The organism is Streptomyces sp. NPDC093111 (genome assembly GCF_040683955.1).
Taxonomy (GTDB): domain Bacteria; phylum Actinomycetota; class Actinomycetes; order Streptomycetales; family Streptomycetaceae; genus Streptomyces.
Genome location: NZ_JBFBNW010000001.1, coordinates 425,973 through 438,107, shown reverse-complemented (window position 1 = coordinate 438,107; position 12,135 = coordinate 425,973). Strand labels below are relative to the sequence as shown.

At 70.3% G+C, this 12,135-nt stretch carries 11 protein-coding genes; all 11 read right to left on the bottom strand.

Going from position 1 to position 12,135, the window contains the following annotated elements; translation table 11 throughout:
* Positions 1-3: 3 nt before the first annotated feature.
* From nuoL to AB0Q96_RS01985, 11 genes are read right to left on the bottom strand one after another with little or no spacing between them, the layout of a single operon-like run.
* A complete protein-coding gene (gene nuoL / locus AB0Q96_RS02035) occupies positions 4-1,899 on the bottom strand; it encodes an NADH-quinone oxidoreductase subunit L (protein WP_365321086.1) in 1,896 nt (631 codons plus the stop codon).
* Positions 1,900-1,909: 10 nt separating this feature from the next.
* Positions 1,910-2,209, bottom strand: a complete 300-nt coding sequence (nuoK, locus tag AB0Q96_RS02030; protein ID WP_046908839.1) for an NADH-quinone oxidoreductase subunit NuoK — start codon at positions 2,207-2,209, stop codon at positions 1,910-1,912.
* Positions 2,206-3,027, bottom strand: a complete 822-nt coding sequence (locus tag AB0Q96_RS02025) for an NADH-quinone oxidoreductase subunit J (RefSeq protein ID WP_365321085.1) — start codon at positions 3,025-3,027, stop codon at positions 2,206-2,208. Before AB0Q96_RS02025 ends, nuoK begins: the two co-directional genes overlap by 4 nt.
* On the bottom strand, positions 3,024-3,602 hold the full coding sequence (gene nuoI / locus AB0Q96_RS02020) for an NADH-quinone oxidoreductase subunit NuoI (RefSeq protein WP_365321084.1): 579 nt from the start codon (positions 3,600-3,602) through the stop codon (positions 3,024-3,026). Before nuoI ends, AB0Q96_RS02025 begins: the two co-directional genes overlap by 4 nt.
* A complete protein-coding gene (gene nuoH / locus AB0Q96_RS02015; protein WP_365321083.1) occupies positions 3,595-4,959 on the bottom strand; it encodes an NADH-quinone oxidoreductase subunit NuoH in 1,365 nt (454 codons plus the stop codon). Before nuoH ends, nuoI begins: the two co-directional genes overlap by 8 nt.
* Positions 4,956-7,436 carry an NADH-quinone oxidoreductase subunit G gene (locus AB0Q96_RS02010; RefSeq protein ID WP_365321082.1) on the bottom strand — a complete coding sequence of 827 codons (2,481 nt, stop codon included), beginning with the start codon at positions 7,434-7,436 and terminating at the stop codon, positions 4,956-4,958. Before AB0Q96_RS02010 ends, nuoH begins: the two co-directional genes overlap by 4 nt.
* Positions 7,433-8,782, bottom strand: a complete 1,350-nt coding sequence (gene nuoF / locus AB0Q96_RS02005) for an NADH-quinone oxidoreductase subunit NuoF (protein WP_365321081.1) — start codon at positions 8,780-8,782, stop codon at positions 7,433-7,435. The genes AB0Q96_RS02010 and nuoF overlap by 4 nt, the downstream gene beginning before the upstream one ends.
* Positions 8,782-9,525 carry an NADH-quinone oxidoreductase subunit NuoE gene (gene nuoE / locus AB0Q96_RS02000; protein ID WP_365321080.1) on the bottom strand — a complete coding sequence of 248 codons (744 nt, stop codon included), beginning with the start codon at positions 9,523-9,525 and terminating at the stop codon, positions 8,782-8,784. Before nuoE ends, nuoF begins: the two co-directional genes overlap by 1 nt.
* Entirely contained in the window at positions 9,522-10,847 is a 1,326-nt protein-coding gene (locus AB0Q96_RS01995; protein WP_365321079.1) for an NADH-quinone oxidoreductase subunit D, read from the bottom strand. The genes nuoE and AB0Q96_RS01995 overlap by 4 nt, the downstream gene beginning before the upstream one ends.
* Entirely contained in the window at positions 10,844-11,575 is a 732-nt protein-coding gene (locus AB0Q96_RS01990) for an NADH-quinone oxidoreductase subunit C (RefSeq protein ID WP_365321078.1), read from the bottom strand. Before AB0Q96_RS01990 ends, AB0Q96_RS01995 begins: the two co-directional genes overlap by 4 nt.
* Complete coding sequence (locus AB0Q96_RS01985) at positions 11,572-12,126, bottom strand: NADH-quinone oxidoreductase subunit B family protein (protein ID WP_046908830.1); 555 nt, start codon at positions 12,124-12,126, stop codon at positions 11,572-11,574. Before AB0Q96_RS01985 ends, AB0Q96_RS01990 begins: the two co-directional genes overlap by 4 nt.
* Between the last annotated feature and the right edge of the window lie 9 nt (positions 12,127-12,135).

Here is a 12,135-nt window from a genome sequence, read left to right as displayed (position 1 = left end):
GAATTACACCGCCCTCATCAGCAGGGTCGCGGCGATGAGCACCGCCGTACCTCCGAACATGGAGACCGCGTACGACCGGGCGTAGCCGTTCTGCAGCTTGCGGAGCCGGCCGGACAGACCGCCGACCGAGGCCGCGGTGCCGTTGACGACGCCGTCGACGAGGCTGTGGTCGACGTAGACCAGGGAGCGGGTGAGGTGCGTGCCGCCCCGGACGAAGACGACGTGGTTGAAGTCGTCCTGGAGGAGGTCGCGGCGGGCGGCCCGGGTGAGCAGCGAGCCGCGCGGGGCGACGACCGGGACCGGCCGGCGTCCGTACTGGAGGTAGGCGAGGCCGACGCCCAGGACCATCACGGCGACGGTCGCGGCGGTGATCGCCCCGGCGCTGATCGGCGGGTGCCCGTGCTCGAAGGAGGTGACGGGCTCCAGCCACTTCACGAAGCGGTCGCCGATCCCGAAGATCCCGCCGGCGAAGACCGAGCCGAAGGCGAGCAGGACCATCGGGACGGTCATGGACTTGGGCGACTCGTGCGGGTGCGGCAGCTCGCCCTTCTCGTCGGGCTGCCAGCGCTTCTCGCCGAAGAAGGTCATGAACATCACGCGGGTCATGTAGTACGCGGTGATGGCGGCGCCCAGCAGGGTGACCGCGCCGAGGATCCAGCCCTCGGTGCCGCCCTTGGCGAAGGCCGCCTCGATGATCTTGTCCTTGGAGAAGAAGCCGGACAGGCCGGGGAAGCCGATGATCGCGAGGTAGCCGAGGCCGAAGGTGACGAAGGTGACCGGCATGTACTTCCGCAGGCCGCCGTAGTGGCGCATGTCCACCTCGTCGTTCATGCCGTGCATGACCGAACCGGCGCCGAGGAAGAGCCCGGCCTTGAAGAAGCCGTGCGTCACCAGGTGCATGATCGCGAAGGCGTAGCCGATGGGGCCGAGGCCGGCCGCCAGGATCATGTAGCCGATCTGCGACATCGTCGAGCCGGCCAGCGCCTTCTTGATGTCGTCCTTGGCGCAACCGACGATCGCACCGAAGAGGAGCGTGACGGCGCCGACCACGGTGACGACGAGCTGGGCGTCGGGGGCGCCGTTGAAGATGTCGGCGGAGCGGACGATCAGGTAGACGCCCGCGGTGACCATGGTCGCGGCGTGGATGAGGGCCGAGACCGGGGTCGGGCCCTCCATCGCGTCGCCGAGCCAGGACTGCAGCGGCACCTGGGCGGACTTGCCGCAGGCCGCGAGGAGCAGCATCAGGCCGATCGCGGTGAGCTTGCCCTCGGACGCCTCGCCGGCCGACTCCAGGACCGGCCCGAAGGCGAATGTCCCGAAGGTGGTGAACATCAGCATGATCGCGATCGACAGGCCCATGTCGCCGACCCGGTTGACCAGGAAGGCCTTCTTGGCGGCGGTGGCCGCGCTGGGCTTGTGCTGCCAGAAGCCGATCAGGAGGTACGAGGCGAGGCCGACGCCCTCCCAGCCGAAGTAGAGCAGCAGGTAGTTGTCGGCGAGGACCAGCAGCAGCATCGCCGCGACGAACAGGTTGAGGTAGCCGAAGAAGCGGCGGCGCCGCTCGTCGTGCTCCATGTACCCGATCGAGTAGACGTGGATGAGCGTGCCGACCCCGGTGATGAGGAGCACGAAGGTCATCGACAGCTGGTCGAGCTGGAAGGCGATGTCCGCCTGGAAGCCCTCGACCGGGATCCAGGTGTACAGGGTCTGGTGCAGGGCCCGGTCGTCGGCGCTCTTGGAGAGCATGTCGGCGAAGAGGACCACGCCGATGCCGAAGGAGACGGCGGCGAGCACGGTGCCGAGCCAGTGCCCGGCCTTGTCGAGCCGCCGGCCGCCGCACAGCAGGACGGCGGCTCCGAGCAGGGGCGCCGCGACGAGCAGCGCAATGAGGTTGTCCACGGTCAGCCCCTCACAGCTTCATCAGGCTGGCGTCGTCGACCGAGGCCGAATGGCGGGCTCGGAAGACGGACACGATGATCGCGAGTCCGACGACGACCTCCGCGGCGGCCACGACCATCGTGAAGAAGGCGATGATCTGGCCGTCGAGGTTGCCGTGCATGCGGGAGAAGGTGACGAACGCGAGGTTGCAGGCGTTGAGCATCAGCTCGACGCACATGAAGAGCACGATCGCGTTGCGCCGGATGAGTACGCCCACCGCGCCGATGGTGAACAACAGCGCGGAGAGGTACAGGTAGTTGACGGGATTCACCGCGAAGCCTCCTCTGCGTCCCGGCCCAGCCGCTCCTCGGAGCGCTGTTCGAGGGCCTTGAGGTCGGCGAGCGCCTCGCTGGAGACGTCCCGGATCTGGCCGCGCTTGCGCAGCGTCTGCATGACGCTCAGCTCGGCCGGGGTGCCGTCCGGCAGCAGGCCGGCGATGTCCACCGCGTTGTGCCGGGCGTAGACGCCGGGGGCGGGCAGCGGCGGGAGGTGCTTGCCCTCGCGCACGCGCTGCTCGGCCAGCTCGCGCTGGGTGTGGGCGCGTTCGGTGCGCTCGCGGTGGGTGAGGACCATCGCGCCGAGGGCGGCGGTGATGAGCAGCGCGCCGGTGATCTCGAAGGCGAACACGTACTTGGTGAAGATGAGGGCGGCGAGGCCCTCGACGTTGCCGCCGGAGGCGGTGTTGGCGGTGCCCAGGCCGTTGAACTCGGTGAGCGAGGCGTGGCCGATGCCGGCGAACAGCAGGACGCCGAAGCCGAGTCCGCACAGGGCGGCCCACCAGCGCTGGCCCTTGATGGTCTCCTTCAGCGAGTCCGCGGCGGTGACACCGACCAGCATGACGACGAAGAGGAAGAGCATCATGATCGCGCCGGTGTAGACGACGATCTGGACGATGCCGAGGAAGTAGGCGCCGTTGGCGAGGTAGAAGACCGCCAGGATGATCATGGTGCCGGCGAGGCAGAGCGCGGAGTGCACGGCCCGCCTCATCAGGATCGTGCACAGGGCGCCGACGACGGCGATCGTGCCGAGCACCCAGAACTGGAGGGCCTCACCCGTGGAGGTCGCGTACGAGGCGAGTGTCACGCTCATGCGTCCGCCCCCTCCGGCTCGCCCTTCTCGCCCTTGGACACGGCGACCTGCGGGACGGTGCCGGGCGCGGCCTCGGTGACCAGGCCCCGGTAGTAGTCCTGCTCGTCCATGCCCGGGAAGATGGCGTGCGGGGTGTCGACCATGGTCTCTTCGAGGCCCGCGAGCAGCTGCTCCTTGGTGTAGATCAGGTTCTCGCGGGAGGAGTCGGCCAGTTCGAACTCGTTGGTCATCGTCAGCGCGCGGGTGGGGCACGCCTCGATGCACAGCCCGCACAGGATGCAGCGGGCGTAGTTGATCTGGTAGACGCGGCCGTAGCGCTCGCCCGGGGAGTAGCGCTCCTCCTCGGTGTTGTCGGCGCCCTCCACGTAGATGGCGTCGGCGGGGCAGGCCCAGGCGCACAGCTCGCAGCCGACGCACTTCTCCAGGCCGTCGGGGTGACGGTTGAGCTGGTGCCGGCCGTGGAAGCGGGGCGCCGTCGTCTTCGGCTGCTCCGGGTACTGCTCGGTCAGCCGCTTCTTGAACATGGCCTTGAAGGTCACGCCGAAGCCGGCCACCGGATTCTGGAAATCAGACACCGTCCGTCTCCTTTCCCTCAGTCGCGGTAGCGGTATCGGCGCCGCCGCTGACGATCAGCTCCCGCTCCTGGCGGGGCCGGCGCCGCGGCACGGGCGGCAGGGACTGTCCCGGCTTGGGCGGTACGGGGAAGCCGCCCGCCATCGGGTCGAACGCGCCGGTCTCCGCGGCCTCCGCGTCCGCCGCCGCCTTGCCCTTCTTGTCGCGGAAGACGTCGAAGACGAAGGAGAGCAGCAGGACTCCGAGGACGGCCCCGGCGACGTACAGCACGATGGTCTGGAAGTCGTAGTTCTCGTTGCGCAGCGCCCGGACGGTGGCGACCAGCATCAGCCAGACCACGGAGACCGGCAGGAGCACCTTCCAGCCCAGCTTCATCAGCTGGTCGTAGCGGACGCGGGGCAGCGTGCCGCGCAGCCAGATGAAGAAGAAGAGCAGCAGCTGGACCTTGAGGACGAACCAGAGCATCGGCCACCAGCCGTGGTTGGCGCCCTCCCAGAAGCCGGAGATCGGCCAGGGGGCGCGCCAGCCGCCCAGGAACAGGGTCACGGAGACGGCCGAGACGGTCACCATGTTCACGTACTCGGCGAGCATGAAGAGCGCGAACTTGATGGACGAGTACTCGGTGTTGAAGCCGCCGACCAGGTCGCCCTCGGACTCCGGCATGTCGAAGGGGGCGCGGTTGGTCTCGCCCACCATGGTGACGATGTAGATGATGAAGGAGACCGGCAGCAGCACGATGTACCAGCGGTCGGCCTGCGCCTCCACGATCGTCGAGGTCGACATCGACCCGGAGTAGAGGAAGACGGAGGCGAACGCGGCGCCCATGGCGATCTCGTACGAGATCATCTGCGCGGCCGAGCGGAGTCCGCCGAGCAGCGGGTACGTGGAGCCGGAGGACCAGCCGGCGAGCACGATGCCGTAGATGCCGACGGAGGCGACCGCGAGGATGTAGAGCATCGCGATCGGCAGGTCGGTGAGCTGCATCGTGGTGCGCTGGCCGAAGATCGACACCTCGTTGCCGGCCGGCCCGAAGGGGATCACGGCGATGGCCATGAAGGCGGGGATGGCGGCGATGACCGGGGCCAGGACGTAGACGACCTTGTCGGCCCGCTTGACGATCAGGTCTTCCTTCAGCATCAGCTTGATGCCGTCGGCGAGCGACTGGAGCATGCCCCAGGGGCCGTGCCGGTTGGGGCCGATGCGCAGCTGCATCCAGGCGACGACCTTGCGCTCCCACACGATGGAGAAGAGCACGGTCACCATCAGGAACGCGAAGCAGAAGACGGCCTTGACGAGGACGAGCCACCAGGGGTCGCGCCCGAACATGGACAGGTCTTCGGCGGCGAGCAGCGTGTTCATGCCTCCACCTCCGTGAGGGTGGCCGGTCCGATGCGGACCAGGTCGCCGGGGCGGGAGCCGGTGCCGGCGAGGACGCCGTGACCGGCCGAGTTCAGCGGGAGCCAGACCACCCGGTCGGGCATCTCGGTCACCTGGAGGGGGAAGCGGACCGCGCCCGCGGGCCCGGTGACTTCGAGGGAGTCGCCGTCCTTGACGCCGGTGGCGGCGGCGGTGGCGGCGGAGAGCCGGGCGACGGCGGCGTGCCGGGTGCCGGCCAGCGCCGTGTCGCCCTCCTGGAGCCGCCCGAGGTCGAGCAGCAGCCGGTGCCCGGCGAGGACGGCCTCGCCGTCGCCCGGGCGGGCGGCGGACTGGCCGGGCTCGGCGGGCTCGGTGGCGCGCTCGCCGGTCCAGCCGCCGAGCCGGTCCAGCTCGCGCCGTACGGACCGCAGGTCCGGCAGCGCGAGGTGGGCGTCCAGGGCGTCGGCCAGCATGTGGAGCACGCGGGCGTCGGCGGGCGGCAGCGTCCGGGTCATCTGCTCCGGCTTGAGCGCGGCCTCGAAGAGCCGGGCGCGGCCTTCCCAGTTGAGGAAGGTGCCGGGCTTCTCGGCGACCGCGGCGACCGGCAGGACCACGTCGGCGCGTTCGGTGACGGCGCCGGGCCGCAGTTCGAGCGAGACCACGAAGGCCGCGTCGAGGGCCTCGCGGGCGCGGGCCGGGTCCGGCAGGTCGTCGACGTCGACGCCGCCGACGAGCAGCGCGCCGAGTTCGCCGGTGGCGGCGGCCTCGACGATCTGGCCGGTGTCGCGGCCGTAGCCGTGCGGGAGTTCGCGGACGCCCCAGACCTCGGCGACCTCCTCCCGGGCGCGCGGGTCGGTGACCGGCCGGCCGCCGGGCAGCAGCGCCGGGATGGCGCCCGCCTCGACGGCGCCGCGCTCTCCGGCCCGGCGCGGGATCCACACCAGCGTCGCGCCGGTGGCGGCGGCGGTCCGCAGGGCGGCGGTGAGCGCCCCGGGCACTCCGGCGAGCCGCTCGCCGACGGCGATGACGGCACCGTCCTGGCGCAGCGCCTCGGCGGCGGCGAGTCCGTCGGCGGAGAGCCCGACCCGGGAGGTGAGGGCGTCGAGCCACTCGGTCTCGGTGCCGGGGGCGGCGGCGAGCAGGGTGCCGCCGGTCTTCTCCAGGCCGCGGGTGGCGAACGCGGCGACCGCGTAGGTCCGCTGGCCCTTCTTCTTCCACGCCTTGCGCAGCCGCAGGAAGACGCCGGGGGCCTCCTCCTCGGACTCCAGGCCGACGAGGAGCACGGCGGGCGCGGCTTCCAGCGAGGTGTACGTGACACCCGTGCCGTCCAGGTCACGGCCGCGGCCGGCGACGGCGGAGGCCAGGAAGTCGGCCTCCTCGCCGGAGTGGACGCGGGCCCGGAAGTCGACGTCGTTGGTGTCGAGGGCGACCCGGGCGAACTTGGCGTAGGCGTAGGCGTCCTCGACGGTCAGCCGGCCGCCGGCCAGGACGCCGGTGCGCCCGCGCACGAGCCCGCGGGCCGCGGCGTCGAGCGCCTCGGGCCAGGAGGCCGCCTCCAGGACGCCGGTCTCGGGGTTGCGGACCAGCGGGGTGGTGAGCCGGTCGCGCTGCTGCGCGTACCGGAAGCCGAACCGCCCCTTGTCGCAGACCCACTCCTCGTTGACCTCGGGGTCCTCGGCGGCGAGCCGCCGCATGACCTTGCCGCGGCGGTGGTCGGTGCGGGTCGCGCAGCCGCCCGCGCAGTGCTCGCAGACGCTCGGCGTCGACACCAGGTCGAAGGGGCGGGAGCGGAAGCGGTAGGCGGCCGAGGTCAGCGCGCCGACCGGGCAGATCTGGATGGTGTTGCCGGAGAAGTACGACTCGAAGGGGTCGCCCTCGCCGGTGCCGACCTGCTGGAGCGCGCCGCGCTCGACCAGTTCGATCATGGGGTCGCCGGCGACCTGGTTGGAGAAGCGGGTGCAGCGCGCGCAGAGCACGCAGCGCTCGCGGTCGAGCAGCACCTGGGTGGAGATGTTGACCGGCTTCTCGTAGGTCCGCTTCTTCCCCTCGAAGCGGGACTCGGCCTGCCCGTGGGACATGGCCTGGTTCTGCAGCGGGCACTCGCCGCCCTTGTCGCAGACCGGGCAGTCCAGCGGGTGGTTGATGAGCAGCAGCTCCATCACGCCGTGCTGGGCCTTCTCGGCGACCGGCGAGGTCAGCTGGGAGCGGACCACCATGCCGTCGGTGCAGGTGATGGTGCAGGACGCCATGGGCTTGCGCTGGCCCTCGACCTCGACGATGCACTGGCGGCAGGCGCCGGCCGGGTCGAGGAGCGGGTGGTCGCAGAAGCGGGGGATCTCGATGCCGAGCTGCTCGGCGGCCCGGATCACCAGGGTCCCCTTGGGGACGGAGATCTCGATGCCGTCGATGGTCAGCGTGACGAGGTCCTCCGGCGGGACCGCCGCACCACCCCCGGAGGGGGCGGACGTGGTGACTGTCATGCGTTCACCTCCCGGTGCTTGTCCGCCCAGGCGGTGGACTTGGCGGGGTCGAAGGGGCAGCCCTGGCCCGTGATGTGCTGCTCGTACTCGTCGCGGAAGTACTTCAGCGAGGAGAAGATCGGCGAGGCGGCGCCGTCGCCGAGGGCGCAGAACGACTTGCCGTTGATGTTGTCGGCGATGTCGTTGAGCTTGTCGAGGTCGCTCATCACGCCCTTGCCGGCCTCGATGTCGCGGAGCAGCTGGACGAGCCAGTAGGTGCCCTCGCGGCAGGGGGTGCACTTGCCGCAGGACTCGTGGGCGTAGAACTCGGTCCAGCGGGTGACGGCCCGGACCACGCAGGTGGTCTCGTCGAAGCACTGGAGGGCCTTGGTGCCGAGCATGGATCCGGCGGCGCCGACGCCCTCGTAGTCGAGCGGGACGTCGAGGTGCTCCTCGGTGAACATCGGGGTGGAGGAGCCGCCGGGGGTCCAGAACTTGAGCCGGTGGCCGGCGCGCATCCCGCCGCTCATGTCGAGGAGCTGGCGCAGGGTGATGCCGAGCGGGGCCTCGTACTGGCCGGGCGAGGTGACGTGCCCGCTGAGCGAGTAGAGCGTGAAGCCGGGGGACTTCTCGGTCCCCATGGAGGTGAACCAGTCCTTGCCCTTGTTCAGGATCGCGGGAACCGAGGCGATGGATTCGACGTTGTTCACCACAGTGGGGCAGGCGTACAGACCGGCGACCGCGGGGAAGGGGGGACGCAGCCGGGGCTGGCCGCGGCGCCCTTCGAGCGAGTCGAGCAGCGCGGTCTCCTCGCCGCAGATGTACGCGCCGGCGCCGGCGTGCACGGTGATGTCGAGGTTCAGGCCGCTGCCGAGGATGTCCCGGCCGAGGTAGCCGGCCTCGTACGCCTCGCGGACCGCCTCGTGCAGGCGGCGCAGGACGGGGACGACCTCGCCGCGCAGGTAGATGAACGCGTGCTCGGAGCGGATCGCGTAGCAGGCGATGATCATTCCCTCGATGAGGGAGTGCGGGTTGGCGAAGAGGAGCGGGATGTCCTTGCAGGTGCCCGGCTCGGACTCGTCGGCGTTGACGACGAGGTAGTGCGGCTTGCCGTCGCCCTGCGGGATGAACTGCCACTTCATCCCGGTGGGGAAGCCTGCGCCGCCGCGGCCGCGCAGGCCGGACTCCTTGACGTACGCGATGAGGTCGTCGGGCGACATCGCGAGCGCCTTGCGCAGGCCCTCGTAGCCCTCGTGCCGTCGGTAGGTGTCCAGGGTCCAGGAATCGGGCTGGTCCCAGAACGCCGACAGGACGGGCGACAGCAGCTTCTCGGGGCTGCTGTTGTTGATCTCGGCTGCCAAGGTCATCACTCCCCCTCCTCACGGGCCGCCTCGCCACGCGGGTGGACGATCCGGCGCTGGGGGGTCTCCCCCTTGGCCAGGCGCAGGCCGACGAGCGAGGCGGGGCCGGCTCCGCCGGTGGCCTCGACGGCGCCCTCGCGCTCGTCGGGGAAACCCGCGAGGATCCGCGCGGTCTCCTTGAACGTGCACAGCGGCGCGCCGCGGGTGGGGGCGACGGGGCGCCCGGCCAGCAGGTCGTCGACGAGCCGCTTGGCGGAGTCGGGCGTCTGGTTGTCGAAGAACTCCCAGTTGACCATCACGACGGGCGCGAAGTCGCAGGCCGCGTTGCACTCGATGTGTTCGAGGGTGACCTTGCCGTCGGGGGTGGTCTCGTCGTTGCCGACGCCGAGGTGCTCCTTGAGCTCCTCGAAGATGGCGTCGCCGCCCATGACCGCGCAGAGCGTGTTGGTGCAGACGCCGACCTGGTAGTCGCCGGAGGGCTTGCGCCGGTACATCGTGTAGAAGGTGGCGACCGCGGTGACCTCGGCGGTGGTCAGGCCGAGGAGTTCGGCGCAGAAGCGCATGCCGGTGCGGGTGACATGGCCTTCCTCCGACTGCACGAGGTGCAGCATCGGCAGGAGCGCGGAGCGGGACCCCGGGTAGCGGTCGATGATCGCCTTCGCGTCCTGTTCCAGCCGGGCGCGGACCTCGGCGGGGTAGTCGGGCGCGGGCAGTTGGGGCATCCCGAGACTGGTGTGTCCGTCCGTCATCGGTCGACGCCTCCCATCACGGGGTCGATGGACGCGACGGCGACGATGACGTCGGCGACCTGGCCGCCTTCGCACATCGCGGCCATGGCCTGGAGGTTGGTGAAGGACGGGTCGCGGAAGTGGACCCGGTAGGGGCGGGTGCCGCCGTCGGAGACGACGTGCACGCCGAGTTCGCCCTTGGGCGACTCGACGGCCGCGTAGGCCTGTCCGGCGGGGACCCGGAAGCCCTCGGTGACCAGCTTGAAGTGGTGGATCAGGGCCTCCATGGAGGTGCCCATGATCTTCTTGATGTGGTCGAGGGAGTTGCCGAGTCCGTCCGGGCCGAGGGCCAGCTGGGCGGGCCAGGCGATCTTCTTGTCGCCGACCATGACCGGGCCGGGCTCCAACCGGTCCAGGCACTGCTCGACGATCCGCAGCGACTGGCGCATCTCCTCCAGGCGGACGAGGAAGCGTCCGTAGGAGTCGCAGCTGTCGGCGGTGGGGACCTCGAAGTCGTAGTTCTCGTAGCCGCAGTACGGGTCGGTCTTGCGCAGGTCGTGCGGGAGGCCCGCGGAGCGCAGGATCGGTCCGGTGGCGCCGAGGGCCATGCAGCCGGTGAGGTCGAGGTAGCCGACGTCCTGCATGCGGGCCTTGAAGATGGGGTTGCCGGTGGCGAGCTTGTCGTACTCCGGCAGGTTCTTCTTCATGGTCTTCACGAACTCGCGCACGGCGTCGACGGCGCCGGGCGGGAGGTCCTGGGCGAGGCCGCCGGGGCGGATGAACGCGTGGTTCATGCGCAGGCCGGTGATCAGCTCGTACAGGTCCAGGATCAGTTCGCGGTCCCGGAAGCCGTAGATCATGATCGTGGTGGCGCCGAGCTCCATGCCGCCGGTGGCGATGCAGACCAGGTGCGAGGAGAGCCGGTTGAGCTCCATGAGGAGCACCCGGATGACGCTCGCCCGGTCCGGGATGGCGTCGGTGATGCCGAGCAGTTTCTCCACGCCGAGGCAGTACGCCGTCTCGTTGTAGAACGAGGTGAGGTAGTCCATGCGCGTGACGAAGGTGGTGCCCTGCGTCCAGGTCCGGTATTCGAGGTTCTTCTCGATGCCGGTGTGGAGGTAGCCGATGCCGCAGCGGGCCTCGGTGACGGTCTCGCCGTCGATCTCCAGGATGAGCCGGAGCACGCCGTGGGTGGACGGGTGCTGGGGGCCCATGTTGACGACGATGCGCTCGTCGTCGGCCTTGGCGGCGGACTGGACGACCTCGTCCCAGTCGCCGCCGGTGACCGTGTAGACGGTCCCCTCCGTGGTCTCGCGTGCGGTCGACGCGTTGGGGCTGGTCACGAGTACGACCTCCGCTGGTCCGGAGCCGGGATCTGGGCGCCCTTGTACTCGACGGCGATGCCGCCGAGGGGGTAGTCCTTGCGCTGCGGGTGGCCCGGCCAGTCGTCCGGCATCATGATCCGGGTCAGCGCGGGGTGGCCGTCGAAGACGATGCCGAAGAAGTCGTACGTCTCGCGCTCGTGCCAGTCGTTGGTCGGGTAGACCGGGACCAGCGACGGGATGCGCGGGTCGCCCTCGGGGGCGGAGACCTCCAGGCGCAGCAGCCGGCCGTGGGTGAGCGAGCGCAGGTGGTAGACGGCGTGCAGCTCGCGGCCCTTGTCGCCCGGGTAGTGGACGCCGGAGACGCCGGTGCACAGCTCGAAGCGCAGGGCGGGGTCGTCGCGCAGGGTGCGGGCGACCCGGACCAGGTGTTCGCGCTCGATGTGGAAGGTGAGCTCGCCGCGGTCGACGACCGTCCTCTCGATGGCGTTCTCCGGGAGGAGTCCCTGCTCCTCCAGGGCGCCTTCGAGTTCGTCGGCGACCTCGTCGAACCAGCCGCCGTACGGGCGGGAGGCGGGTCCCGGCAGGCGTACCGAGCGGACCAGGCCGCCGTAGCCGGAGGTGTCGCCGCCGTTGTTCGCGCCGAACATGCCGCGCTGGACGCGGACCTCCTCGCCGTGCTCGCCGCGCTGTCCCGGAAGGTTCTGCGCGCTGAGCTCCTTCTCGGGGTTCGGGGTTTCGTCGCTCACCGGAGCAGACCCTTCATCTCGATGGTCGGCAGCGCCTTGAGCGCCGCCTCCTCCGCCTCGCGGGCCGCTTCCTGGGCGTTCACGCCCAGCTTGGAGCCCTGGATCTTCTGGTGGAGTTTGAGGATCGCGTCCATCAGCATCTCCGGGCGCGGCGGGCAACCCGGCAAATAGATGTCAACCGGAACAATGTGGTCAACGCCCTGCACAATCGCGTAATTGTTGAACATTCCGCCCGAAGACGCGCAAACCCCCATGGAGATGACCCACTTGGGGTTCGGCATCTGGTCGTAGACCTGCCGCAGGACGGGCGCCATCTTCTGGCTGACGCGGCCGGCCACGATCATCAGGTCGGCCTGACGCGGTGAGCCGCGGAAGACCTCCATGCCGAAGCGGGCCAGGTCGTACCGCCCGGCGCCGGTCGTCATCATCTCGATGGCGCAGCAGGCGAGGCCGAAGGTCGCGGGGAAGACGGAGGCCTTCCGGACCCAGCCCGCGGCCTGTTCGACGGTGGTCAGCAGAAAACCGCTGGGCAGCTTCTCTTCGAGTCCCATGGGTGCTCC